The sequence below is a fragment of the Bradyrhizobium sp. i1.15.2 genome (genome assembly GCF_040548425.1).
Taxonomy (GTDB): Bacteria; Pseudomonadota; Alphaproteobacteria; order Rhizobiales; family Xanthobacteraceae; genus Bradyrhizobium; species Bradyrhizobium canariense.
Genome location: NZ_JBEPRQ010000001.1, coordinates 803,215 through 826,837 on the forward strand (window position 1 = coordinate 803,215; position 23,623 = coordinate 826,837).

Consider the following 23,623-nt stretch of genomic DNA (forward strand, 5'->3'; position numbering starts at 1 on the left):
ATGTCGATTGCCGCAGAACGCAAAGCGGAAGTCATCAAGACGAATGCCAACAAGGCCGGCGATACCGGCTCGCCAGAGGTTCAGGTCGCGATCCTGTCGGAACGCATCGCCAACCTCACCAACCATTTCAAGACCCACGTGAAGGATAACCATTCGCGTCGCGGCCTCTTGAAGCTGGTCTCGACCCGCCGCTCGCTCCTCGACTATGTGAAGAAGAAGGACGAGGCGCGTTACAAGGCGCTGCTCGAGAAGCACAACATTCGTCGTTAAGAGTTCTTGCGCGCGCCAACCGGCGCGCGTTTTCGCGCGTGATTTCGAACGAAAGCGTTTGTTTAAAGGTTTTTCGTCGAGGCTGCGTGCGCGTCGGATGCGAGCCGTTGACGGCGAGCATCCGGGCATGATGGGCGAACACCGCGCTTCGGTGTTCGCGTTCGTGCCGACTGACAGTCCAGCAGCAATCCGGCGGCTGGGCACAACGGGCAAGGCGCCCGTATGACCCGAAGGGATGGACGCCATCCGAAATCCAAAAACCATGGCAGGATCGCAGGACGCTGATCGCCCGCTTCGATCAACGTCCCGCAATCTTGCGCATGGTTTTTGTTTTTCGACCCGTCCTTCTTTCGAGAACCCATGAAAGAAGACCTCTATGTTCAATAAGCATTCAGTCGAGATCGACTGGGGTGGACGCCCTCTCAAGCTCGAAACCGGCAAGATCGCCCGCCAGGCCGACGGCGCCGTCGTCGCGACCTACGGCGAGACCGTGGTGCTCGCCACCGTCGTTGCCGCGAAGTCACCGCGCGAAGGCGTCGACTTCCTGCCGCTGACCGTCGACTACCAGGAGAAGACCTACGCAGCCGGCCGCATTCCCGGCGGCTATTTCAAGCGCGAAGGTCGTCCGACCGAGAAGGAAACGCTGGTCTCCCGCCTGATCGACCGCCCGATCCGTCCGCTGTTCGTCGACGGCTGGCGCAACGAGACCCAGGTGATCGTCACCGTGCTCTCGCACGACATGGAGAACGATCCCGATATCGTCGCGCTGGTGGCCTCGTCGGCTGCGCTGACCCTGTCGGGCGCTCCCTTCAAGGGCCCGATCGGCGCCGCGCGCGTCGGCTTCGCCAATGACGAGTTCATCCTCAACCCGACGCTCGACGAGATGGTCGACACCCAGCTCGACCTCGTCGTCGCCGGCACCGCAGACGCCGTGCTGATGGTCGAATCGGAAGCCAAGGAGCTGAACGAAGAGATCATGCTCGGCGCCGTGATGTTCGGTCACCGCCACTTCCAGCCGGTGATCAACGCGATCATCGAGCTCGCCGAAAAGGCCGCGAAGGAGCCGCGCGAGGTCACCACGATCGACAATTCGGCGCTCGAAAAGGAAATGCTCGGCATGGTCGAGCAGGAACTGCGCGCCGCCTACGCCATTCCGGTCAAGCAGGATCGCTACGCCGCGGTCGGCAAGGTCAAGGAAAAGGTGATCGCGCACTACTTCCCGGAAGGCCAGGAGCCGAAATACGACAAGCTGCGCATCGGCGGCGTGTTCAAGGAGCTCGAAGCCAAGATCGTTCGCTGGAACATCCTCGACACCGGCAAGCGCATCGACGGCCGCGATTCCAAGACCGTGCGCAACATCGTCGCCGAAGTCGGCGTGCTGCCCCGCGCCCACGGCTCGGCCCTGTTCACCCGCGGCGAGACCCAGGCGCTGGTCGTGACCACGCTCGGCACCGGCGAGGACGAGCAGTACATCGACGCGCTGTCGGGAACGTACAAAGAGACGTTCCTGCTGCACTACAACTTCCCTCCCTACTCGGTCGGTGAGACCGGCCGCCTCGGCGGCACCAAGCGCCGCGAGATCGGCCACGGCAAGCTCGCGTGGCGCGCGATCCACCCGGTGCTGCCGCCGCACCACGAATTCCCCTACACCACGCGCGTGGTATCGGAGATCACCGAATCCAACGGCTCCTCGTCGATGGCTTCGGTCTGCGGCGCCTCGCTCGCGCTGATGGACGCCGGCGTGCCGTTGAAGCGGCCGACCGCGGGCATCGCGATGGGGCTGATCCTCGAAGACAAGCGCTTCGCGGTTCTCTCGGACATCCTCGGTGACGAGGACCATCTCGGCGACATGGACTTCAAGGTCGCCGGTACCGAGCAGGGCATCACCTCGCTCCAGATGGACATCAAGATCGAGGGCATCACCGAAGAGATCATGAAGGTCGCGCTCGGCCAGGCCAAGGATGGGCGTATCTACATCCTCGGCGAGATGTCGAAGGCGCTGACCAACGCCCGTGCCGAGCTCGGCGAATACGCGCCGCGCATCGAGACCTTCAAGATCGCCACCGACAAGATCCGCGAAGTGATCGGCACCGGTGGCAAGGTGATCCGCGAGATCGTCGAGAAGACCGGCGCCAAGGTCAACATCGAGGACGACGGCACCGTGAAGGTCGCCTCCAACGACGGCGAGGCCATGAAGGCCGCGATCAAGTGGATCAAGTCGATCGCCTCCGATCCGGAAGTCGGCCAGATCTATGACGGCACCGTCGTCAAGGTGATGGAGTTCGGCGCTTTCGTGAACTTCTTCGGTTCCAAGGACGGTCTCGTCCACATCAGCCAGCTCGCCTCGGCGCGCGTGCAGAAGACCTCCGACGTCGTCAAGGAAGGCGACAAGGTCAAGGTCAAGCTGCTCGGCTTCGACGACCGCGGCAAGACCCGCCTGTCGATGAAGGTGGTCGACCAGGAGACCGGCGAAGACCTCGAGGGCAAGGGCGAGAGCCAGCAGCCCGCGCGCGAAGCGGCCGGCGAGTAAATCTCGCTACCTGCCAGACACACGAAGGGCGGCCTCGCGGCCGCCCTTTTTGTTTGTGTTCGTTTGTGCCTGCTCCGGCCGATCTGCGCTCCCTCTCCCGCTTGCGGGAAAGGGTCCGGGAGAGGGTTGCTTCCGCAGAGAGACTCCCAATGAGGAGAGAGCCCTCACCCGCCGCGCGGGACGATGCTTCGCATCGCCCGGAGCGCGTCGACCTCTCCCGCAAGCGGGAGAGGTCAAACACCTCAAGCCGCGATGTCGTAGCGGTCGAGGTTCATCACCTTGGTCCAAGCCTTGGCGAAGTCCTTGACGAACTGCTCCTTGGAATCCGACGTGGCATAGACCTCGGCGTAGGCGCGAAGCTGCGAGTGTGCGCCGAAGATCAGGTCGATGCGCGTGCCGGTCCACTTGACCGCGTTGGTCTTGCGGTCGCGGGCCTCATAGGTGCCGTCGGTGCCGGCCGGCGTCCACTGCGTGCTCATGTCGAGCAGGTTGACGAAGAAGTCGTTGCTCAGCGTTCCCACCTTCGAGGTGAGGACGCCGTTCTTCGAACCGTTCGCATTGGCACCGAGTACGCGCAGACCGCCGACGAGCACCGTCATCTCCGGACCGGTAAGCCGGAGCAGCTGCGCACGATCGACCAGAGCTTCCTCGGGCATCATGAACTGCTGCCGCTTGCCGATGAAGTTGCGGAAGCCATCGGCCCGCGGCTCCAGCGGAGCAAACGAAGCGGCGTCGGTCTGCTCCTGCGAGGCATCCATGCGGCCCGGCGTGAAGCCGACCTTGACGTCGACGCCGGCATCCTTGGCGGCCTTCTCGACCGCGGCGGTGCCGCCGAGCACGATGAGGTCCGCCAGCGAGACCTTCTTCGCACCGGATGACGCGTTGAAGTCCTTCTGGATCGCTTCGAGCTTGCCCAGGACCTTCGAGAGCTGAGCCGGCTCGTTCACCTCCCAATCCTTCTGCGGGGCGAGGCGGATGCGCGCGCCGTTGGCGCCGCCGCGCTTGTCCGAGCCCCGGAACGTCGAGGCCGACGCCCAGGCGGTCGAGACCAGCTCCGAGACCGACAGACCCGAAGCCAGGATCTTGGTCTTCAGCGAGGCGATATCCTGCTCGCTCGCGAGCTCGTGATTCACGGCCGGGATCGGGTCCTGCCAGATCAGCGTTTCCTTCGGCACCAGCGGGCCGAGATAGCGTTGGATCGGGCCCATGTCGCGATGGGTGAGCTTGAACCAGGCGCGGGCAAAGGCGTCCGCGAACTGATCGGGATTCTCCAGGAAGCGGCGCGAGATCTTCTCATAGGCCGGATCCATACGCAGCGACAGATCGGTCGTCAGCATCGTCGGCCGATGCTTCTTGGACTTGTCGAAGGCGTCGGGAATGATCGCCTCGGCGCCCTTGGCCGTCCACTGCTGCGCACCGCCCGGGCTCTTCGTCAGCTCCCATTCGTACTTGAACAGGTTCTCGAAGAAGTTGTTGCTCCACTTCGTCGGCGTCGTCGTCCAGGTCACCTCGAGGCCGCTGGTGATGGAATCGCCGCCAATGCCCGAAGCGTGCTTGCTCTTCCAGCCGAGGCCCTGATCCTCGAGCGCGCCCGCTTCCGGCTCCGGTCCGACCAGCGACGGATCGCCGGCACCATGGGTCTTGCCGAAGGTGTGGCCGCCGGCGATCAGCGCGACGGTTTCCTCGTCGTTCATCGCCATGCGGGCGAACGTCTCGCGGATGTCCTTTGCCGCGGCGATCGGATCCGGCTTGCCGTTCGGGCCTTCTGGATTGACGTAGATGAGGCCCATCTGCACCGCGCCGAGCGGCTCGGCGAGCTGACGTTCGCCGCTGTAGCGCTCATCGCCCAGCCACGTGCCTTCGGGACCCCAATAGAGCTCTTCCGGCTCCCACACGTCGGCGCGGCCACCGGCGAAGCCGAAGGTCTTGAAGCCCATCGACTCCAGCGCGACGTTGCCGGCCAGCACCATCAAATCGGCCCAGGAAATCTTGCGGCCGTATTTCTGCTTGATCGGCCAGAGCAGACGGCGTGCCTTGTCGAGATTGGCGTTGTCGGGCCAGCTGTTGAGCGGCGCGAAACGCTGCTGTCCGGCGCCGGCGCCACCGCGACCGTCGGTGGTGCGATAGGTGCCCGCGCTGTGCCAGGCCATGCGGATCATGAGGCCGCCGTAGTGACCGAAGTCGGCGGGCCACCATTCCTGCGATTCGGTCATCAGAGCGGTCAGGTCCTTGATGACCGCGTTCAGGTCGAGCGACTTGAATTCCTTGGCGTAGTCGAAGTCCTTGTCCATCGGGTCGGACTTGGCCGAATTCTTGTGCAGCATCTCGATGCTGAGCTGGGTCGGCCACCAATCGCGGTTCGCCGGCACACGTTTTCCACCCGAAAACGGGCACTTTGAAGTGTCGTCCATGAATACCTCCTCTGGTGGCGTCGAACTCGCGCCATTGACCAGGTAGAAGCACTCTAGGCTTCACGTTCGATCAGGGGAAGTTGACTTTAATGATCGCAGCGATAAGATTTTCTGATGCTAAATCTCACGCTGCGCCAGCTCCGGTATTTTGACGCCCTGGCGCGTCACAATCATTTCGGCCGCGCGGCTGAGTCCTGTTCGATCTCGCAGCCGGCCCTGTCAATGCAGATCAAGGAGCTGGAGGAGGCGCTCGGCGGCCTGCTGCTGGAGCGCAGCGCTCGGCAGGTGGCGCTGACCCGATTTGGCGAGGAGCTCGCGCAGCGCGTCCGCGACATTTTGCGCTCGGTCGACGAACTCGGCGATTTCGCCCGCGCCTCGCAGGACCGGTTCTCCGGACGGCTGCGCATCGGCATGATTCCGACGATCGCGCCCTATCTGCTGCCGACGATCACCAAGAATTTGACGCGCATGCATCCGGAGCTCGACATCCGCGTGCGCGAGACGATGACGCCGCGGCTGATCCAGGAACTGGTGGAAGGCCGACTCGATACCGCGATCGTTGCGCTCCCGGTGTCGGAGCCCTCGCTCACCGAGGTCGCCCTGTTCGAGGAAAAATTCCTGCTGGTGCGGCCGAGCGCAGATGAGGGAACGCCGGCACCGTCGCGGGAGATGATGCGCGAGATGCGGCTGCTGCTGCTCGAAGAGGGGCACTGCTTCCGCGATCAGGCGCTGTCATTCTGCAACATGCAATCGGCGCCGCCGCGCGAGATGCTGGATGCCAATTCGCTGTCGACGCTGGTCCAGATGGTCAGCGCCGGCATCGGCGTCACCTTGATCCCAGAGATGGCCGTGTCGGTGGAGACGCGATCGGCCTCGGTCTCGCTCGCGCGCTTCCGCGACCCGCAGCCGTCACGCACCATCGGCATGGTCTGGCGCAAGACCAGCCCGCTGGCGCGGCAACTCCTGCAAATCTCCGAGGTGGTGTGCCTGTCGGCGGGCAAGGTGCGCGCGCGCCCATCCGTGCGCAGCAAGCCGATTTGAGCCCTCGATGTCGCATCCCATCATCCGCCCGGCCCGCGCGGACGAATACGACGAGATCGGCCGCGTCTGGATGGAGAGCTGGGTCTCGACCGGGCTCGGCGAGACGAGTGAATTCCTGCTCGCAAACCTGCGTGCACGCGTCCGGCGCGAGATCGAGGACGGTTGGAGCCTGTTCGTCGCCGACGACGACGGCACGATCGCCGCAATGCTGGCGCTGCATTTGCCAAAACTCTATCTCGACATGCTGTTCGTCGCGCCCGCCTATCAGGGCCAATCGCTCGGCCGCCAATTGCTCGCCTTCACGCGTACGCAAATGCCGGACGAGATGTATCTGCGCTGCGTCCGCGAGAACGAGAAAGCCTGGCGCTGGTACGAGCGCGAGGGCTTTGTGTTCGAGAAGCAAGAGATCGAGCCCTCGAACGGGTTTGTGATGAAGTATTATAGATGGAAGCGGCAGCGGCCCTCCGCATAGACAACGATCTTCTGATGCAGCTTGCGGTTGTCACGATCCCAACTTAGTGTGGCATCTCCGATGTCCTCCTGCCGCTGCTCCCCTGGAATCCATGTTTCGATCTGCTGCCTCATTGCTCGTCCTGCTGTCCTTTCTGGCTCCGGCAGTAGCGCAAACCCCTTCCGCAACCACCGCATCTCCCGCACCGGCAAAACCAGCTGCCAAGAAGGCCGCGCCGAAGGCCAAACCGGTGGCGAAGCAGCCGGTCGCGGTCGAGAGCGGCCCGTGCCGGCTTGGCGTGATCTCGGTGATCGGCGAGCGCTATTCCGTCCAGAAATTCGGGCTGACCATTTTCGAGAGCGAGGAGACCGAGATTCCCATCGACTGGGGTCTCGACGATCTCGTGTTTGCGCGGGTTAAAGCCGCAACGGGTGGCGATCCCGGTGTTCGCAGGATCGCCTACCCCAAGGGGGCCTTCGAACCCTTCTACAATCCGAAATCGCGATTCATTCCCGATCCCAACGAACGCCTGCCAGCGATCGTGCGCGGCATCACTCCGAACGGGAGCTGCGCTCGCTATCTGGTTGCGACCACGTACAAGGGAGAACTGCCGGGCACCCGCCTGATGTTAAACGGCATCGGCACATTCAATCAGGGGCTCGGAAATCTGATCCGGCATTCGCATTTGTTCGCCAACATCTCGATCAACCTGATCGACGGCAGAAGCTATGAGGAAATCAAGCGCCCCTTTGTGAATTTCGGCGCGAACTTCGCCGCAAGTCTGCGGCTGACCGAAGACCCGCTCACCAAGCTCGACAACTCGCTGTTCCCCGAGCCGCCCGCGGCAGCTTCAGCCAACGCGACGCTGCGCGAGAGGACACGAACACTCGTCGCAGATAGGCTCGACCGCGGACTCCCCGGCTATCTCAAGGAAGATTGAGCCGGAGCATTCCATACCTGGCGTAGTGCATTGCGGATTCGCTGCGGACGCGCCATGAAATTGCGCGCTGTTCGGCTGCCACCGATGAAAGGTCCGCTTCCATGATCAAGCTCTATTGGTCGCCCCGTTCGCGCTCATTCACGACGCTCTGGCTGATGGAAGAGAGTGGCCTGCCGTATGAGCGCGTGCTGACGGACATCTCGACCGGCGCACAGAAGGCGCCGGACTACCTGAAGGTCAATCCGATGGGCAAGGTTCCGGCGCTGACCGACGGCGATGCCGCGCTCGGCGAAGCCGCCGCCATCTGCGCCTACATTGCCGATCGCTATCCCGAGACCAGGCTAGCCCCAGCCGTGACGGACCCGCGCCGTGCGCGTTACCTGCAATGGCTGTTCTTCTCGCCGGGCTGCATCGAACCCGCCATCATCCAGATCTTCACGAAGATCGAGATCCCGACATCGACCGCGGCCTGGGGCAGCGCAACGCAGGTCTTCGACGTGCTGGAAGCCGCGCTTGCCAAGGGGCCGTGGGTCCTCGGGGAGGAATTTTCCGCCGCCGACATCACGATCGGCTCGGGCCTGAACTTCGCGGTGCGCCTGTTCAAGATGGTGCCGTCGCGCCCGGCCTTCGAGGCCTATCTCACCCGCTGCATGGCACGGCCGGCGTTCCAGCGCGCGGAGCAGATCGCGGCGGGTTAGTCCTGCGTCTTCATATCATCCGGCCTCGGCATCAGGACGATGTTGTAGCCGCTATCGACATAGTGGATCTCGCCGGTCACGCCGCCGGAGAGATCCGACAACAGATACAGCGCCGAGCCGCCGAGCTCGTCGAGCGTGACGCCGCGGCGGAGCGGGGAATGCTTTTGCATGAAGGCGAACATCGCGCGCGCCTCGCCGATGCCGGAGCCGGCGAGCGTGCGGATCGGGCCGGCGGAGATCGCGTTGACGCGGATGCCGCGCGGTCCGAAGTCGGAGGCGAGATAGCGCACCGAGGCTTCCAGCGCCGCCTTGGCCACGCCCATCACGTTGTAGTTCGGCATCGCGCGTTCCGAAGCGCCGAAGGTCAGCGTGATCATGCTGCCGCCCTCCGTCATCAGCTCGGCGGCGCGTTTTGCCACTTCCGTGAAGGAGAAGCAGGAGATCACCATGGTGCGCGAAAAATTCTCGCGGCTGGTGTCGGCGTAGCGGCCCTTGAGCTCGTTCTTGTCGGCGAAGCCGATCGCGTGGATGACGAAGTCGAGCTTGCCCCATTTTTCGCGGAGCACATCGAAGGTGGCATCGACGCTGGCGATGTCCTCGACGTCGCAGGGCAGCACCATGTCGACGCCAAGCTGCTCCGCCAACGGCTTGACGCGCTTGCCCAAGGCCTCGCCCTGGAAGGTGAAGGCAAGCTCGGCGCCATGGGCATGCAGCGTCTTCGCCATGCCCCAGGCGATCGAATGATCATTGGCGATGCCCATGATCAGACCGCGCTTGCCTTTCATCAAACCTTCCATTTCACGGTCACCTTTCACTTTCCGCTTTCGTCATGCCCGGGCTTGTCCCGGGCATCCACGCCCTTCGAAGCCGGAGGCCAAGACGTGAGCAAAGACGTGGATGGCCGGGACAAGCCCGGCCATGACGAGAAAATTACCAGCGCGTCCGCAAGGACCTCACGCATCAAGCCGGCTGAACACCAGCGTGGCGTTGGTGCCGCCGAAGCCGAAGGAGTTCGACAGCACGGTGCCGATCTTGACGTTGTCGATGCGCTTGCGCACGATCGGCATGTCGGCGAACACGGGGTCGAGCTCCTGGATGTGGGCGCTCTCGCAGATGAAACCATTGTTCATCATCAGCAGCGAATAGATCGCTTCCTGCACGCCGGTTGCGCCCAGGGAGTGGCCCGTCAGCGCCTTGGTCGCCGAGATCGGCGGGCACTTCTCGCCGCTTCCGAACACCCTGCGGAGCGCGTCGATCTCCGGCGGATCGCCGGCCGGCGTCGATGTCGCGTGCGGATTGATGTAGTCGACCTTGGTCTTCACGGTCGACATCGCCATGCGCATGCAGCGCTCGGCACCCTCGCCTGATGGTGCGACCATGTCGTAGCCGTCGGACGTCGCGCCGTAGCCGACGATCTCGCCGTAAATGCGCGCGCCGCGCGCCTTGGCATGCTCGAGCTCTTCCAGCACCAGCACGCCGGCGCCGCCAGCAATCACGAAGCCGTCGCGGTTGACGTCGTAGGGACGCGAGGCCGTGGAGGGCGTGTCGTTGTACTTCGAGGACATCGCGCCCATGGCGTCGAACAGCACCGACAGCGACCAGTCCAGCTCCTCGCAGCCGCCAGCGAAGATGACGTCCTGCTTGCCGATCTGGATCGTCTCATAGGCGTTGCCGACGCAATGGTTCGACGTCGCGCAGGCCGACGAAATCGAATAGTTCACGCCCTTGATCTTGAACCAGGTTGCAAGCGTCGCGGAGGCCGTGGAGGACATCGCCTTCGGCACTGCAAACGGCCCGACGCGCTTCGGTCCCTTGGTGCGGGTGATGTCGGCGGCCTCGACGATGGTGCGCGCGGACGGACCGCCGGATCCCATGATGATGCCGGTGCGAATATTGGAAATTTCGTCAGGCGAAAGACCGGAATCCTGGATCGCCTGTTCCATCGCGACGTGATTCCACGCCGCGCCCTGACCGAGGAAACGCATGGCGCGGCGGTCGACCACCGTCGAGGGATCGAGCGTCGGCGCACCCTGCACCTGCGAACGGAAGCCGAGCTCGGCATATTTCTCAGCCCGCGAAATGCCCGACTTCGCCTCGTGAAGGCTCGCAAGCACTTCCTGGGTGTTGTTTCCGATGGAAGAGACAATGCCCATCCCGGTGACCACAACCCGCCTCATGACAGCCTCGCCTCAATCGTTATCTTCGTGGTGATGCGCTCAGCCCAGGCTCGTGCCCTGCTTGAACAGGCCGACCTTCAAATCCTTCGCGCGATAGATAATCTGGTCATCGACCGAAAGCCATCCGTCGGCGATACCGAGCACCAGCTTTGAACGCATCACGCGCTTGATATCGATGTTGTACACAACCTTGCGGGCCTCCGGCAGCACCTGGCCGCTGAACTTCAGCTCGTTCAGGCCAAGCGCGCGACCGCGACCTTCACCGCCGCTCCAGCCCAGATAAAAGCCGACCATTTGCCACAGCGCATCGAGGCCGAGGCAGCCGGGCATCACCGGATCGTTCTTGAAGTGGCAGCCGAAGAACCAGAGGTCGGGCTTCACGTCGAGTTCGGCACGCACTACCCCCTTGCCGAATTCGCCGCCGGTCTCGCTGATGTCCGAAATGCGGTCGAACATGAGCATCGGCGGCAGCGGCAATTGCGCATTGCCAGGGCCGAACATCTCGCCGCGGGCACATGCCAGCAGATCTTCATATTCGTAACCGTTGCGCCTGTTCAGCATGCGGAAGCCTTTGTGTTCTAACCCCGACTGAGCGGCGTTTCCGGCGAAAATGGGCCCCATCCTGTTCGAAAAGCAACATCTGTTGCCATTCTCAGACGAGAATAACGAAGGACCCCGGATAGATAGCGAACGGCCTTCAATGCCGGGTCGCGCCAAAATCGGTTAAGCGGAACCGCGGGCTCTCTAACACAGGCCATTTCGGGTAGCAAAGCGCTCTCATGAAGGTAAAATGACGGGCCGCCGGCCCGGTTCCCCTGCTAATTAGAACCACTCTAGTTGCGAGAAACTTGCATCTGCATCTATCTCTCCATATATGTTGGAGACCACAGTGTTCACGCGTGCCCGAAGCTGGAAATGAACGAAAATAACGCGCCCCATCGCGACGACGAGGCTCATGCGGCGGCTCTTATGTCGGGCCGCCAGCCGGCTTTGACCGGTTGCCCGTGGCACGACGTCAACGAAATGCTCCAATCCGCCGGGCTTCGCCCGACGCGCCAGCGTATGGCGCTCGGCTGGCTCCTGTTCGGCAAGGGTGCGCGACACCTCACGGCTGAAATGCTTTACGAGGAAGCGACGCTGGCCAAGGTGCCGGTCTCACTTGCCACCGTCTACAACACGCTGAACCAGCTCACCGACGCCGGTCTGCTGCGTCAGGTCAGCGTTGACGGCACCAAGACCTATTTTGATACCAACGTCACGACCCACCATCACTATTATCTCGAGAACAGCCACGAGCTGGTCGACATCGAGGATCCGCATCTGGCGCTGTCCAAGATGCCGGAGGTGCCCGCGGGTTACGAGATCGCCCGCATCGACATGGTCGTACGGCTGCGCAAGAAGCGCTGAGATCGTCTTACATCACTGATTTGATTTTCATGGCCGGGATTTCCCGGCCATATTGTTTTACGCCGTCATTCCGGGGCGGTACGCAGCACCGAGCCCGGAATCTCGAGATCCCGGGTTCGATGCTGTGCATCGCCCCGGGATGACCCGTTGGGTCAGTTCACCTGCTCGTCCGAGTAGACGCCCCAGAGGCGCTCCTGCTGAATCCAGCCGTCAAAGCCGTTGCCGGTGACGTGGCACCAGTTTGTGGTGCACTTTTTCACCTGCGTGACGACGCCGGCCTGGAGCTTTGCGGCCACCGCGCTGTCGGGATCGGCGCGGTCATAGATCGGCGCAAGCTCGTCCTTGTGCTTCATCGTGACGACGGCGGTACGGCGGCCCGACAGCAGCGAGTGATAGACCCAGCCCTCGGCGCCCTCGGAATCGCGGACCCGGCGCCAGTTCTCGAACTCGGCGGTGATTTCGACCGGCAGGCCGGAGCGGGTGTAGACCCAGGCGACGTCATTGTCCTTGGTCGGGCCGGCGCGGACGTTGACGTGATCCGATTTCAGGCTGACGTAGCGCGGCACCGGGAGGCCCGAGGCAGTCTGGGGTGTGCTGTCCTTTGCCGAATGCCCCGGGCTGACCGAAGCGCTCAACCAGGTGCAAACGAGCGCCATCACCGAACAAAAACGCCCCAACGCCATCAACCCGTCTCCTGTCGAAGGTCCGGCCGAGCCGGGCCCTCGCCCCAAAATTCCAAAACCAGGCCGCTGCCGCCCCTGTGACCCGCCTATGCGGGTGTTCCCGAGCCCTTTACCCGTGGTTCTTGTCTTGGCCCGGCCTTCTGCTAGAGAGGACGGGCATCTGAACAACCGGTTTGTCCCGATTTTCCGGCCGGAAATGTCGGGAGAGCTTGAAGGAAACGCCGGGGACGACACGGCAGTTGCAGTGTCGAACAACCGGGTTAATGAGGCCTCAACGGCCGGCCTTTGGCGACAGAGGCGGCTCGCAACGCCTCATGAGGGCAGGACATGTCGGTGAAGAAAAAGCCCCTCGTCGTGGTGACGCGCAAGCTTCCGGACTCGATCGAGACCCGGATGCGCGAGCTATTCGACGCGCGGATCAATCTCGACGACGCGCCGATGTCGCCCGAGCAGATCGCGGAAGCCGCCCGCACGGCCGATGTGCTGGTCCCAACCGTGACCGATCACATCTCCGCCGACATCGTCAACCAGCCCGACTGCAGGCTGAAACTGATCGCGAATTTCGGCAACGGCGTCGACAACATCGATGTCGAGGCCGCGCATGCCCGCGGCATCACCGTCACCAACACACCGAAGGTTCTGACCGAAGACACCGCCGACATGACCATGGCACTGATCCTCGCCGTGCCCAGGCGGATGATCGAAGGCGCCTCGATCCTGACGGAAGGAAAACCCTGGCCGGGCTGGTCGCCGACCTGGATGCTCGGCCATCGCATCGGCGGAAAGCGCCTCGGCATCATCGGCATGGGCCGCATCGGCCAGGCGGTCGCACGCCGCGCCCGCGCCTTCGGCTTGCAGATCCACTATCACAACCGCCGGCCGGTGGCGCCGAAGATCGCCGAAGAGCTGGGCGCGACCTATTGGGAAAGCCTCGACCAGATGCTGGCTCGAATGGACATCATCTCGGTGAACTGTCCGCACACGCCGGCGACCTACCATCTGCTGTCGGCGCGCCGGCTGAAGCTGATCCGCAAGGACGCCTACATCGTCAACACCGCGCGCGGCGGGGTCACTGACGAGGACACGCTGATCAAGCTGATCGAAGGCGGCGAGATCGGCGGCGCCGGCCTCGACGTCTACGAGCACGAGCCCGCGGTGAACCCGAAGCTGGTGCGGCTCGCCAAGGCCGGCAAGGTGACGCTGCTGCCGCATATGGGCTCGGCCACGATCGAGGGCCGCGTCGAGATGGGCGAGAAGGTGATCATCAACATCCGCACCTTCCTCGACGCGCACAAGCCGCCGGATCGCGTGCTGCCGAGCATGCTCTGAGTTCAACTTTCTGCGCGATAAGCTCTCCTGCCTCATCCTGAGGAGACCGCGTAGCGGTCGTCTCGAAGGATTGCCGCAGGCGAGATCCGGGCCTTCATGGTTCGAGACGCGCGTTCCGCGCTCCTCACCATGAGGGTCTGCTATCCTCGGGCGTTTCGCTTGCGCCAGTCGGCGACGAAATCGATGAAGGCCCGCAGCGCCGGCGGCGTCTGGCGCCGGCTTGGATAGTACAGGAACGGTCCGGAAAACGGCTCGCACCAGTCTTCAAGCAGCCTGACCAGCGCGCCCGACTTCAGGGCTTCGCCGACGTAACCATCAAGCGTCGCCCAGATGCCGGCTCCGTCGAGCGCCGCGCGCATGGAGAGGCCCATGTTGGTCGAGATCAGCTTTGCCGGCGGGTCGACTTTCACCAGCTGACCGGCCTTCTCGAACTCCAGATCATGCATGACACCGCTGGAGTAGCGGGCGCGGATGCAATCGTGGTCGAGTAGATCCTTCGGATGCTCAGGCTTGCCGCGGCGTGCGAGGTAATCGGGCGAAGCGACCACGACATAGCTCTGCGGGCCGCTCAGCGGGATCGCCACCATGTCCTGCGCGAGATGCTCGCCATAACGCACGCCGGCATCGAAGCCCGCGCTGACGATATCGACGAACCCGCTCTCGGAGACGATGTCGAGGTCGACCTGCGGATAGGCCTTGAGGAACGGCCCGACCATCGGCGCCAGCACGAGATCGACCGCAGGCGGCGGCGCGTTGATGCGCAGCCGGCCCGAGGCCACCTCGCGCAGGCCCCGGACCTGATCCAGGGCGTCGCCGACATCGCGCAGCGCCGGCGCCACGCGCGACAGCAGCAACTCACCCGCCTCGGTCAGGGCGACGCTACGGGTCGTGCGGTTCATCAGGCGGACGCCGAGGCGCTCCTCCAGGTCCCGCAATCGCTGGCTAAGGCTCGACACCGACACGCGAATATCGATCGCCGCACGCCGGAAATTGCGGGTGCGGGCGACCGCCACGAAGACGTCGAGATCACGCAGGTCGGGCTCGGGCATTGTTCGCCAATGTGAACAAGCCATTCTCGATTGTCCAGCTTATCGGCGTAATCGATCAGGCGCATATCTGGCCTCGTCACGCGGCGCAGTCACCGCCTTTTCGAGGAGAGCCATCATGGAACAGCGCAAACTCGGTTCAACCGGCCCCACCGTCTCAAGCCTCGGCCTCGGCTGCATGGGCATGTCCGAGGTCTACGGCCCCGCCGATCGCGGCGAGAGCATCGCCACGATCCACGCGGCGCTGGATGCCGGCATCACCCTGGTCGACACCGGCGATTTCTACGCCATGGGCCACAATGAAATGCTGGTGCGCGAAGCGCTCAAGGACGTGCCGCGCGACAGGGTGCAGATCAGCGTCAAGTTCGGTGCGCTGCGCGGTCCTGCCGGCGAATTCACCGGCATGGACACGAGGCCGGCCGCAACGAGGAACTTCCTGGCCTATTCACTGCAGCGGCTCGGCACCGACTACATCGACATCTACCGTCCGGCGCGGCTCGATCCCAACATTCCGATCGAGGAAACCATCGGCGGCATCGCCGATCTCGTGAAGGCCGGCTACATCAAACATATCGGCCTGTCCGAGGTCGGCTCCGACACCATCCGCCGCGCGCATGCCGTGCACCCGATCGCCGATCTCCAGATCGAATATTCGCTGATCGAGCGTGGCATCGAACGCGACATCCTGACGACCTGCCGCGAGCTCGGCATCGGCATCACGGCTTACGGCGTGCTGGCGCGCGGCCTCATCAGCGGTCATTGGTCGAAGGACTCCGGCAAGGCAGGCAAGGATTACCGGCTGATGACGCCGCGCTTCCAGGGATCGAATCTCGAGGTCAATCTGGCTCTGGTGGAGCAGCTGCGCACCATCGCCGCCGAGATTGGCGCGACGCCGGCACAGGTCGCGATCGCCTGGGTGGCGGCGCAAGGGAAGGAGATCGTGCCGCTGGTCGGCGCCCGCACCCGTAACCGCCTCAGCGAGGCACTTGGTGCGGCCGAGGTCACGCTGACGCCGGCTCATCTCGCGGTGCTGGCAAAGGCCTTCCCGCCCGATGTCGCCGCCGGTACGCGTTACGCGGCCGAGCAGATGGCGCATCTCGACAGCGAGAAGCCGGCCACGGCGTAGCGGCTGCGATCAGGTGCGATGGGCGCTGAGATCGGTGATCACAGGCCCATCGCCATTGAGCGGATTGGCCGGATCGCGCGCGTAACGCAGCGTCTCGAAGCGCATCGCGCGCGCATCGATCATGAGGAGACGGCCAACCAGGCCGTCGCCAAAGCCGACGATCTCGCGGATCGCCTCCAGCGCCATCATCGAGCCCATCACGCCCGCGAGCGCGCCCATGACGCCGGCTTCGGCGCAGGCCGGCACGGTCCCGGGCGGCGGCGCCTCCGGGAACAGGCAGCGATAGGTCGGATTGAATTCGCCCTGCTCGTTCTTCTCATGCGCACGGATGGTGGTCAGCGAGCCATCGAAGGTGCCGAGCGCCGCCGTGATCAGCGGCCTCTTGGCGAAGAAGCAGGCGTCCGAGGCCAGATAGCGGGTCGAGAAATTGTCGGAGCCGTCAAGCACGAGGTCATAGTCGCCGATCAGCGCCAGCGCATTGTCGGCATTGAGCCAGGTGGCGTGGCCGACGAAGCGGACATGCGGATTGAGCGCCGTGATCCGTTCGGCCGCGCTCTCGACCTTGTGCCGGCCGATATCGGGCGTGGTGTGAATGACCTGGCGCTGGAGGTTCGACAGCGACACCACATCGTCATCGACCACGCCGAGCGTACCGATGCCGGCGGCCGCCAGATACATCAACGCGGGCGCACCGAGCCCGCCGGCGCCGATCACCAGCACGGAGGCCCGCTTCAGCGCAGCCTGGCCGGGACCACCGACATCGCGCAGCACGATATGGCGGGCATAGCGTTCGAGTTCGTCCGGGCTCAGCATCGTCCTACGCCTCTCCTACTACGCTCTCGCTGTCGATCCTCATGGTGAGGAGCGCGGAACGCGCGTCTCGAACCATGCAGGCCCTGCTATCGCCGCGGGCGATCCTTCGAGACGCGGCCTTGAGGCCGCTCCTCAGGATGAGGGCCTGAGTCCACGGCTTCTATCGCCGGCCTGAACCACCGCAACATTGTTCGCGACCAACGAGATGTGCTTCAATGGCATTGCGTTCAATGGGCTGGCTGGATTTGTCATGAGATCGATGCTTGCGGCAACACTGATGTTTGCGGCTGCGACAGGCGCGAACGCCCAGATGACGACACCGCAGATGCCCGGCACCAAGCCGAAGCCGGTCCAGACCGTTCCGATCCGGCCTCCTGCATTGCAGACGCCGGCTGCGACGGCCGATGCCATGGCGCAGGCGGAGCGGCTGTCGCTGCAGTCCGACCTCGCCTGGGTCGGCCAGTACAACGGCGCCATCACCGGTGACGTCAGCGCGCGCCTGGTCGAGGCGATCAAAGAGTATCAGAAGGCCAAGGGCGGCAAGCCGACCGGCGTACTCAATCCGCAGGAACGCGCCGCGCTCGCCGAGACGGCGCGGCGGAAGCAGGACAGCGTCGGCTGGAAGATCGTGACGGAAATGACCAGCGGCGCGCGGCTTGGCATTCCCTCAAAGCTGGTGCCGCAGCAGGCGACCGACGCCAACGGCTCGAAATGGACCTCGCCCAATGGCACGGTGCAGGTGCTGCTCAGCCGCCGCAAGGAGGCGAGCCCGACCACAGCCAAGCTTGCCGAAGCGGAGAAGAAGGAGCCGGGTCGCAAGGTCGACTACACCGTGGTCAAGCCCGACTTCTTCGTGCTGTCGGGTCTGCAGGGCCTGAAGAAATTTTACATGCGCGGCACTTCTCGGGGTGATGAAGTCCGCATCATGACGATCCTCTACGATCAGGCGACCGAGAACACGGTCGAGCCGGTCGTGATCGCGATGTCGAGCGCGTTCAACGCGTTTCCGTCAGGGCCGCAAGCCGGGCCGCCGCCGCGCAAGACCGTCGAGTATGGCACCGGTCTCGTCGTCAGCGACGATGGCGCGATCGTCACCGACCGCCTCGTCACCGATTCCTGTCTCGCGATCACGATCGCCGGCTATGGCAGCGCCGACCGGCTCGCCGAGGACCGGGAACACGACCTCGCGCTGCTGCATATCTACGGTGCCCGCGGCCTGAAGCCCTTCAGCCTCGCCGCCGGCGCGGCAAAGACGAGTATCGATGTCATCGGTATCGCTGATCCGCAGAGCCAGGGCGGAGCCGCCGGTGTGTCAAGCCTCAAGGCCGCGCTGGCATCTGTCGGTGGCGGCGATTCCCCGCTCTCACCGCCGCCGGCCGTCGGCTTCTCCGGCAGCCCCGCCATCGACACCGACGGCAAGTTCGCAGGGATCGCACTGTTGAAGCCGGCGATGGTCGCAGGACCCGCGACAGCGGTGCCGGCATCGCAGGCGGTGATGGTCTCCGCGGAGACGGTGCGTGATTTCCTGAAAGCGAATGGTGTCGCGGCGAACGGCACTTCCACAGATGCGACAGCCGCCGTTGTGCGCGTGATCTGCGTGCGCAAGTAACTCTCGTGTCACGGGCGCGGTGCGGCATGAGATGCCGCTGCGCTGTGTCCGGGGCACGCGATCAACTCGTCAGCGCACACAGCACACGTACGAGTACGGGTCCAGTAATGGTACGGATTCGCTGGCTTTTCCGATTCCGCCATCATCGTGACTGCTGATTCGGACCTCCGCGATCCCCTTTGGATCGGGCCGGCACGTCCTGAGCGAGAAGAGCTCAGCATCGAGATCGATGCACGTTCGCGTGGCGTTTCCCTGACCCGAGCACTCCAAAGGACCTTCAATGCACACGATCGTACTGGCCACCCAAAAGGGCGGCAGCGGCAAGAGCACGCTCGCCATCGGCCTCGCGCTGGCAGCCAAGCAGGCCGGCTTCACCGTTCGCCTCATCGAAACCGACCCGCAGGGCACACTGTCCAACTGGCAGCGCCGCCGCACCACCGACGATCTCGTCGTCGAGCCGATCTATCACGCCGCCGACATCGAGCCGCGCCTGAAGATGCTGGCCGACAGCGGCCTCCAGCTCGCGATCGTCGATACCGCCGCCGGCCTCAGCGCCGCGACCACCGCCGCGATCCGCCATTCTGATCTCTGCCTGATCCCGGCCCGCCCGAGCGTCGCCGACATCGAGGCGACCGTTTCGACGCTGAGCGTCGCGCGTGCCTGGAAGCGGCCTTACAGCTTCGTCCTGAACCAGACTCCGATCCGCGGTCAGCGCATCGACAATGCCGCCAACACCCTCGCCGAGGAAGCAGCGCTCGATCTCGCCGAGGTGCTCGCGCGCCCGCTGATCGGGATGCGCAACGACCACCAGGACTCGCTCGCGAGCGGCCTTGCGGTGAGCGAATTCGCGCCGAACGGCAAGTCGACCGAGGAGATCCGCGGCCTCTGGCATTGGATCGAGACCCGGCTCGAGCTCGCCGCCACCACCAATGTCCTGATCGACCAGGTCATCGCGGCCGCGGACGGAATGTTGCACGTGGCCGCCGAGCTAGCGGCCGACGAGACCACGACACTGGCGTCCTGAGCGGGGCAATCGCTCAGACGCCAGCCGGCCCTTCACCATCCGGAAGGGCCCCAGCGACGGAGCAATCCGGCCACCAGCCCGGCCGGATTGCTTCGCTTCGCGTTTTTGAGAGGACTCCATCCATCGGCATTGCGAGCACGACGAATTCGCTTTCGTAGCCTGGATGGATCGCACCATCGCGCCCCTCTGGCTCAATCCAACCGCACATTGCCCTTATCGCGCAGCCAGGCTTCACGCCGCACGATCCATTTCTCTGCTTTCGACCGTCCGCCGTGATGCGCGAGCTCGACGAAGCCGACGAACTCTGCACCGGTCTTCTGCTTGACCCGGCGTGAGGCCTCGTTGGTGGCCGCGTTGCAGACGTAGAAATGATCGAGGCCCAGTGTAACGAAGGCGAAGTCGTTCACCGCGGCGACCGCTTCCGTCATCAACCCGCGGCGCCAGTAAGGCTCGGCCAGCCAAAAGCCGCGATGGCCTTTCAGGCCTTCGGCACGGGGCCGGAAATGAATGTTTCCAATCGCCTCATCATCGCCGCCCTTCAGCACCAGCACCCAGAGATAAATCTCCTCTCCGGCTGAGACCTTGTCGAACTGCAGCTGGACGAAAGCTTCTGCGCCATCGGCTGGATACGGCCAGGGTACGACGGTGGAGAGATGCCGAATGATATTCCAGTTGTCGAAATGGCGCTGGATCGCCGGCGCGTCGGATAGCGCGAGCGGACGCAGGATCAGCCGTTCGGTTTCAAGTTGCGGCGTCTGCATGAGCAGCTATTTTTGACATTTCGGACACCAGAAGGTCGACCGGCCGTTCTGCGTGAAACGCTTGACGATGCCGCCGCATCGCGGCGTGGTGCATTTCTCGCCCTCGCGGTCATAGACCTTGAACGAGTGCTGGAAATAGCCGAGCTCGCCCGAGGTCTGGCGGTGGTCGCGCAATGACGATCCGCCGGCTTTGATCGCATCGTTCAGCACGGTGTGGATCGCGCCGACCAATCGCTTTGCGTGGTCCGTCGTCTCGCCCTTCTTGGTCGAGAGTGTCGCCGCGATCCGGCGCGGCGACAGATGCGAGCGATGCAGGGCTTCGCAGACATAGATATTACCGAGCCCGGCGACCACGCGCTGATCGAGCAACGCGGCTTTCAGGCTCGTGGTCTTGCCTGCGCAGGATCGCGCCAGCATCGCAGCGTCGAATTCGTTGCCGAGCGGCTCGGGGCCGAGCCCGCGCAGCAGTGGCTCGTCGTCGAGCGCACTGCGCGCGATCACTTTCATGTAACCGAAGCGGCGCGGATCGTTGAAGATGATGTCGGCGCCGGAGGACATCCGAAACAGCACGTGATCGTGCGTGGAGTCCTTGGCTCGCGGATAGTGAAACTCGCCGGGCGCTACCTCGTTGTCCGGCTTGATGACGCGAAACGAGCCCGACATGCCCAGATGCATCAACAGCACGTCGCCGGAGGCGAGATCGGCCATGAGATATTTTGCACGGCGGCCGAGCCCCGTGACGACCTGCCCCTTCAGTCGGGCCACGAAATCCGGCTGGAAGGGAAAGCGCAAATCGGGCCTGCGGGCCTCCGCGACCAGGATTTTTGCGCCCTCCATGACAGGCTGAAGGCCGCGGCGGACGGTCTCGACTTCGGGCAATTCGGGCATGGTCAGGCATTCACCTTATGAGGGCGGTGTGATAGCGCCATTGCGGCGGGCGCGCTATGGTCCGCCTCGTGGAGTAGAGTAATGGATCGGCCGGGCGAAACCACGCATTTTGGCTTCAGGGACGTGCCCCTGGGCGACAAGCAGACGCTGGTGAACGATGTGTTTCACAGCGTGGCGTCGCGCTATGATTTGATGAACGATTTGATGTCCGGCGGCCTGCATCGGGTCTGGAAGGACATCATGATCACCGCGCTCGACCCGCCGCGAGGCGACCGGCCGTTCGCGCTGCTCGACGTCGCCGGCGGCACCGGCGACATCTCCTTCCGCGCCGCCAACGCCGCAGGCCCCGGCTTCCATGCCACCGTCTGCGACATCAATTCCGGGATGCTGGAGGTAGGCCGCGAGCGCGCCGCCAAGCGGCATCTCGAGACCCAGGTCGATTTCGTCGAAGGCAATGCCGAAGCGCTCGCTTTCGCCGACCGCAGCTTCGACGCATATACGATCGCTTTCGGCATTCGCAATGTGCCGCGGATCGATCTCGCGTTGGCCGAAGCCTATCGCGTGCTCAAGCCAGGCAGCCGCTTCCTCTGCCTGGAATTCTCCACCGTCGAGATGCCCGGGCTGGATCGCCTTTATGACCTGTTCTCGTTCAAGGTGATCCCGCCGCTCGGGCGCATGATCACGGGTGACGCCGAGTCCTACCAATATCTGGTCGAGTCGATCCGCAAGTTTCCAAGACCCAACGCCTTCGCCGACATGATCCGTGACGCCGGCTTCGCCCGCGTGAACTGGCAGATATTGTCCGGCGGCATCGTCGCACTGCATTCGGGCTGGCGTTTGTGATCTCTGCCATAACCCATAGTGCGCGCCTGATGCGCGCCGCGTTCGTCTTTGCGCGCGAGGGCGTGTTCGGCGCCGTCGATCCGAGCCTGGTGCCGCCGCCCGGGCAGCTCGCGCTGAAGCTTGCGCGCATCATCGAGCGGCGCGGTCCGAAGCACGGCCCGCGGCTGTCGCGTGCGCTGACCCGGATGGGCCCGGCCTATCTCAAGCTTGGGCAATTTCTGGCGACCCGCCCCGACGTCGTCGGCGTCATCATGGCGCGCGACCTCGAAAGCCTTCAGGACCGCCTGCCGCCGTTCTCGCAAGCCGAAGCGGAAGCTGTGATCGCGACCTCGCTGGAACGGCCGCTGACCGATGTGTTCGCGAGCCTCAGTGCGCCGGTCGCAGCCGCCTCGATCGCACAGGTACATCGCGGCGAAGTCCTGCGCGACGGCATCCGCAAGGCGGTCGCCGTGAAAGTGCTGCGGCCCAACGTGGCCGCACGCTTCCGCCGCGACCTCTCCGACTTCTTCTTCGTCGCATACAAGGCCGAATCCTATTCGTCCGAGGCGCGGCGCCTGCGCCTCATCGAGGTCATCAACACCATGTCGCGTTCGGTCGCGATGGAGATGGACCTGCGCCTCGAGGCCGCGGCGCTGTCGGAAATGGCGGAGAACACGCGCGACGATCCTGATTTCCGCGTACCGACCGTCGATTGGGACCGTACCACGCATAACGTGCTGACGATGGAATGGATCGACGGCATCGCGCTGAACGATCACAAGCGCCTGGCAGAATCGCAGGTCGACCTGCCCGATCTCGGCCGCAAGGTGATTCAGAGCTTCCTGCGCCACGCGCTGCGCGACGGCTTCTTCCATGCCGACATGCACCCGGGCAATCTGTTCCTGGATGACGCGGGTCGCCTCGTCGCGGTTGATTTCGGCATCATGGGCCGGCTCGGCATGAAGGAGCGGCGCTTCCTCGCCGAAATCCTGCTCGGCTTCATCACCCGCGACTATCGTCGCGTCGCGGAAGTGCATTTCGAGGCGGGCTATGTGCCCGCGCATCACTCGGTCGAGAACTTCGCGCAAGCGATCCGCGCCATCGGCGAGCCCATTCACAACCGCACGGCGGAAGAGATCTCGATGGCGCGGCTGCTGACGCTGCTGCTCGAGGTCACCGGCCTGTTCGACATGACCACGCGGCCCGAGCTGATCCTGCTCCAGAAAACCATGGTGGTGGTCGAGGGCGTGGCACGCGGCTTCGATCCCAAGCTCGACATCTGGAAGGTCGCCGACCCCGTGGTGCGGGAATGGATCGAGCGCAATCTCGGCCCGATCGGCCGGGTCCAGGGCGCGATCTCCGGGACCGGCGATCTCGCGCGCATCCTGATGCGTCTGCCTGACATCGCCGAGCGCTCGGTTGCGGTGCTCGAACAGCTGGAGACCATGACCCGGGAGGGCATCCGGCTGTCGCCGGAGAGCATCGCGGCGATGGGCCGCAGCGAGGGCCGCAAGAACCGTTGGCGCACCGTGGCGCTCTGGATCATTGCCGCGACCTTCATCGGCATCCTGATCGCCGTCCGGAATCTTTGATTGCA

22 protein-coding genes are annotated in these 23,623 nt (G+C 64.1%); 13 read left to right on the top strand and 9 right to left on the bottom strand.

From position 1 onward, the window contains the following. Nucleotides 1-270 carry a 30S ribosomal protein S15 gene (rpsO, locus tag ABIB80_RS03740; RefSeq protein ID WP_007598346.1) on the top strand — a complete coding sequence of 90 codons (270 nt, stop codon included), beginning with the start codon at nt 1-3 and terminating at the stop codon, nt 268-270. A 376-nt stretch (nt 271-646) separates the two neighbouring features. Next, nucleotides 647-2,800 carry a polyribonucleotide nucleotidyltransferase gene (gene pnp, locus ABIB80_RS03745; RefSeq protein WP_007598347.1) on the top strand — a complete coding sequence of 718 codons (2,154 nt, stop codon included), beginning with the start codon at nt 647-649 and terminating at the stop codon, nt 2,798-2,800. Between the two features lie 242 nt (nt 2,801-3,042). On the opposite strand, the gene katG is transcribed toward pnp, so the two are convergent. Continuing rightward, nucleotides 3,043-5,211, bottom strand: a complete 2,169-nt coding sequence (gene katG / locus ABIB80_RS03750) for a catalase/peroxidase HPI (RefSeq protein WP_007598348.1) — start codon at nt 5,209-5,211, stop codon at nt 3,043-3,045. A gap of 114 nt (nt 5,212-5,325) precedes the next feature. On the opposite strand from katG, the gene ABIB80_RS03755 reads away from it, so the two are divergent. The 4 genes from ABIB80_RS03755 (at nt 5,326) to ABIB80_RS03770 (ending at nt 8,341) form a co-directional block, all read left to right on the top strand. Beyond that, a complete protein-coding gene (locus tag ABIB80_RS03755) occupies nt 5,326-6,252 on the top strand; it encodes a hydrogen peroxide-inducible genes activator (RefSeq protein WP_007598349.1) in 927 nt (308 codons plus the stop codon). A gap of 7 nt (nt 6,253-6,259) precedes the next feature. Further along, complete coding sequence (locus tag ABIB80_RS03760) at nt 6,260-6,724, top strand: GNAT family N-acetyltransferase (protein WP_007598350.1); 465 nt, start codon at nt 6,260-6,262, stop codon at nt 6,722-6,724. Between the two features lie 91 nt (nt 6,725-6,815). Continuing rightward, the gene (locus ABIB80_RS03765) at nt 6,816-7,643 is read left to right on the top strand and encodes a hypothetical protein (protein ID WP_354127080.1); all 828 of its coding nucleotides are present in this window, start codon (nt 6,816-6,818) and stop codon (nt 7,641-7,643) included. 101 nt (nt 7,644-7,744) lie between these two features. Next, entirely contained in the window at nt 7,745-8,341 is a 597-nt protein-coding gene (locus ABIB80_RS03770) for a glutathione S-transferase family protein (RefSeq protein WP_007598352.1), read from the top strand. On the opposite strand, the gene fabI is transcribed toward ABIB80_RS03770, so the two are convergent. The 3 genes from fabI to fabA all read right to left on the bottom strand — a co-directional run bounded on the left by fabI (nt 8,338) and on the right by fabA (nt 11,079). Continuing rightward, a complete protein-coding gene (fabI, locus tag ABIB80_RS03775) occupies nt 8,338-9,138 on the bottom strand; it encodes an enoyl-ACP reductase FabI (protein ID WP_007598353.1) in 801 nt (266 codons plus the stop codon). The two genes, ABIB80_RS03770 and fabI, sit on opposite strands and share 4 nt — an antisense overlap. A gap of 156 nt (nt 9,139-9,294) precedes the next feature. Further along, entirely contained in the window at nt 9,295-10,518 is a 1,224-nt protein-coding gene (gene fabB / locus ABIB80_RS03780; RefSeq protein ID WP_007598354.1) for a beta-ketoacyl-ACP synthase I, read from the bottom strand. A gap of 39 nt (nt 10,519-10,557) precedes the next feature. Continuing rightward, on the bottom strand, nt 10,558-11,079 hold the full coding sequence (gene fabA / locus ABIB80_RS03785; RefSeq protein WP_007598355.1) for a bifunctional 3-hydroxydecanoyl-ACP dehydratase/trans-2-decenoyl-ACP isomerase: 522 nt from the start codon (nt 11,077-11,079) through the stop codon (nt 10,558-10,560). A 354-nt stretch (nt 11,080-11,433) separates the two neighbouring features. On the opposite strand from fabA, the gene irrA reads away from it, so the two are divergent. Next, on the top strand, nt 11,434-11,925 hold the full coding sequence (irrA, locus tag ABIB80_RS03790; protein WP_007598357.1) for an iron response transcriptional regulator IrrA: 492 nt from the start codon (nt 11,434-11,436) through the stop codon (nt 11,923-11,925). Nucleotides 11,926-12,077: 152 nt separating this feature from the next. Here irrA and ABIB80_RS03795 read toward each other — a convergent pair whose 3' ends face one another. Continuing rightward, nucleotides 12,078-12,608 carry an SH3 domain-containing protein gene (locus tag ABIB80_RS03795; protein ID WP_007598358.1) on the bottom strand — a complete coding sequence of 177 codons (531 nt, stop codon included), beginning with the start codon at nt 12,606-12,608 and terminating at the stop codon, nt 12,078-12,080. Between the two features lie 327 nt (nt 12,609-12,935). Here ABIB80_RS03795 and ABIB80_RS03800 point away from each other — a divergent pair, with 327 nt between their 5' ends. Then, the gene (locus ABIB80_RS03800; protein ID WP_007598360.1) at nt 12,936-13,937 is read left to right on the top strand and encodes a 2-hydroxyacid dehydrogenase; all 1,002 of its coding nucleotides are present in this window, start codon (nt 12,936-12,938) and stop codon (nt 13,935-13,937) included. Between the two features lie 140 nt (nt 13,938-14,077). Here ABIB80_RS03800 and ABIB80_RS03805 read toward each other — a convergent pair whose 3' ends face one another. Further along, the gene (locus ABIB80_RS03805; RefSeq protein ID WP_007598362.1) at nt 14,078-14,986 is read right to left on the bottom strand and encodes a LysR family transcriptional regulator; all 909 of its coding nucleotides are present in this window, start codon (nt 14,984-14,986) and stop codon (nt 14,078-14,080) included. Nucleotides 14,987-15,101: 115 nt separating this feature from the next. Here ABIB80_RS03805 and ABIB80_RS03810 point away from each other — a divergent pair, with 115 nt between their 5' ends. After that, complete coding sequence (locus ABIB80_RS03810; protein ID WP_007598364.1) at nt 15,102-16,109, top strand: aldo/keto reductase; 1,008 nt, start codon at nt 15,102-15,104, stop codon at nt 16,107-16,109. 9 nt (nt 16,110-16,118) lie between these two features. Here the strand turns inward: ABIB80_RS03810 and ABIB80_RS03815 are convergent, their stop codons facing one another. Then, nucleotides 16,119-16,922, bottom strand: a complete 804-nt coding sequence (locus ABIB80_RS03815; protein WP_007598366.1) for a HesA/MoeB/ThiF family protein — start codon at nt 16,920-16,922, stop codon at nt 16,119-16,121. Between the two features lie 250 nt (nt 16,923-17,172). Between ABIB80_RS03815 and ABIB80_RS03820 the strand changes: the two genes are divergently transcribed. Together ABIB80_RS03820 and ABIB80_RS03825 are read left to right on the top strand one after the other, a co-directional pair. Continuing rightward, the gene (locus tag ABIB80_RS03820) at nt 17,173-18,531 is read left to right on the top strand and encodes a serine protease (RefSeq protein ID WP_354127081.1); all 1,359 of its coding nucleotides are present in this window, start codon (nt 17,173-17,175) and stop codon (nt 18,529-18,531) included. 280 nt (nt 18,532-18,811) lie between these two features. After that, a complete protein-coding gene (locus ABIB80_RS03825) occupies nt 18,812-19,555 on the top strand; it encodes a nucleotide-binding protein (protein ID WP_007598370.1) in 744 nt (247 codons plus the stop codon). Nucleotides 19,556-19,746: 191 nt separating this feature from the next. On the opposite strand, the gene ABIB80_RS03830 is transcribed toward ABIB80_RS03825, so the two are convergent. Beyond that, nucleotides 19,747-20,316, bottom strand: coding sequence for a GNAT family N-acetyltransferase (locus tag ABIB80_RS03830; protein WP_007598372.1), 570 nt, complete (start codon nt 20,314-20,316; stop codon nt 19,747-19,749). Between the two features lie 6 nt (nt 20,317-20,322). Then, nucleotides 20,323-21,204, bottom strand: a complete 882-nt coding sequence (gene mutM, locus ABIB80_RS03835) for a bifunctional DNA-formamidopyrimidine glycosylase/DNA-(apurinic or apyrimidinic site) lyase (protein ID WP_007598373.1) — start codon at nt 21,202-21,204, stop codon at nt 20,323-20,325. An 81-nt stretch (nt 21,205-21,285) separates the two neighbouring features. On the opposite strand from mutM, the gene ubiE reads away from it, so the two are divergent. Both ubiE and ubiB read left to right on the top strand, forming a co-directional pair. Then, the gene (ubiE, locus tag ABIB80_RS03840; protein WP_007598374.1) at nt 21,286-22,047 is read left to right on the top strand and encodes a bifunctional demethylmenaquinone methyltransferase/2-methoxy-6-polyprenyl-1,4-benzoquinol methylase UbiE; all 762 of its coding nucleotides are present in this window, start codon (nt 21,286-21,288) and stop codon (nt 22,045-22,047) included. Further along, nucleotides 22,044-23,618 carry a 2-polyprenylphenol 6-hydroxylase gene (gene ubiB / locus ABIB80_RS03845; RefSeq protein ID WP_007598375.1) on the top strand — a complete coding sequence of 525 codons (1,575 nt, stop codon included), beginning with the start codon at nt 22,044-22,046 and terminating at the stop codon, nt 23,616-23,618. Before ubiE ends, ubiB begins: the two co-directional genes overlap by 4 nt. The last annotated feature ends 5 nt before the right edge of the window (nt 23,619-23,623 follow it).

What these genes read in the sequence shown, in the direction of transcription:
- rpsO (WP_007598346.1), top strand. Translation starts at nt 1, where the DNA reads ATGTCGATTGCCGCAGAACGCAAAGCGGAAGTCATCAAGACGAATGCC.
- pnp (WP_007598347.1), top strand. Translation starts at nt 647, where the DNA reads ATGTTCAATAAGCATTCAGTCGAGATCGACTGGGGTGGACGCCCTCTC.
- katG (WP_007598348.1), bottom strand. Translation starts at nt 5,211, where the DNA reads ATGGACGACACTTCAAAGTGCCCGTTTTCGGGTGGAAAACGTGTGCCG.
- ABIB80_RS03755 (WP_007598349.1), top strand. Translation starts at nt 5,326, where the DNA reads ATGCTAAATCTCACGCTGCGCCAGCTCCGGTATTTTGACGCCCTGGCG.
- ABIB80_RS03760 (WP_007598350.1), top strand. Translation starts at nt 6,260, where the DNA reads ATGTCGCATCCCATCATCCGCCCGGCCCGCGCGGACGAATACGACGAG.
- ABIB80_RS03765 (WP_354127080.1), top strand. Translation starts at nt 6,816, where the DNA reads ATGTTTCGATCTGCTGCCTCATTGCTCGTCCTGCTGTCCTTTCTGGCT.
- ABIB80_RS03770 (WP_007598352.1), top strand. Translation starts at nt 7,745, where the DNA reads ATGATCAAGCTCTATTGGTCGCCCCGTTCGCGCTCATTCACGACGCTC.
- fabI (WP_007598353.1), bottom strand. Translation starts at nt 9,138, where the DNA reads ATGGAAGGTTTGATGAAAGGCAAGCGCGGTCTGATCATGGGCATCGCC.
- fabB (WP_007598354.1), bottom strand. Translation starts at nt 10,518, where the DNA reads ATGAGGCGGGTTGTGGTCACCGGGATGGGCATTGTCTCTTCCATCGGA.
- fabA (WP_007598355.1), bottom strand. Translation starts at nt 11,079, where the DNA reads ATGCTGAACAGGCGCAACGGTTACGAATATGAAGATCTGCTGGCATGT.
- irrA (WP_007598357.1), top strand. Translation starts at nt 11,434, where the DNA reads ATGAACGAAAATAACGCGCCCCATCGCGACGACGAGGCTCATGCGGCG.
- ABIB80_RS03795 (WP_007598358.1), bottom strand. Translation starts at nt 12,608, where the DNA reads ATGGCGTTGGGGCGTTTTTGTTCGGTGATGGCGCTCGTTTGCACCTGG.
- ABIB80_RS03800 (WP_007598360.1), top strand. Translation starts at nt 12,936, where the DNA reads ATGTCGGTGAAGAAAAAGCCCCTCGTCGTGGTGACGCGCAAGCTTCCG.
- ABIB80_RS03805 (WP_007598362.1), bottom strand. Translation starts at nt 14,986, where the DNA reads ATGCCCGAGCCCGACCTGCGTGATCTCGACGTCTTCGTGGCGGTCGCC.
- ABIB80_RS03810 (WP_007598364.1), top strand. Translation starts at nt 15,102, where the DNA reads ATGGAACAGCGCAAACTCGGTTCAACCGGCCCCACCGTCTCAAGCCTC.
- ABIB80_RS03815 (WP_007598366.1), bottom strand. Translation starts at nt 16,922, where the DNA reads ATGCTGAGCCCGGACGAACTCGAACGCTATGCCCGCCATATCGTGCTG.
- ABIB80_RS03820 (WP_354127081.1), top strand. Translation starts at nt 17,173, where the DNA reads ATGAGATCGATGCTTGCGGCAACACTGATGTTTGCGGCTGCGACAGGC.
- ABIB80_RS03825 (WP_007598370.1), top strand. Translation starts at nt 18,812, where the DNA reads ATGCACACGATCGTACTGGCCACCCAAAAGGGCGGCAGCGGCAAGAGC.
- ABIB80_RS03830 (WP_007598372.1), bottom strand. Translation starts at nt 20,316, where the DNA reads ATGCAGACGCCGCAACTTGAAACCGAACGGCTGATCCTGCGTCCGCTC.
- mutM (WP_007598373.1), bottom strand. Translation starts at nt 21,204, where the DNA reads ATGCCCGAATTGCCCGAAGTCGAGACCGTCCGCCGCGGCCTTCAGCCT.
- ubiE (WP_007598374.1), top strand. Translation starts at nt 21,286, where the DNA reads ATGGATCGGCCGGGCGAAACCACGCATTTTGGCTTCAGGGACGTGCCC.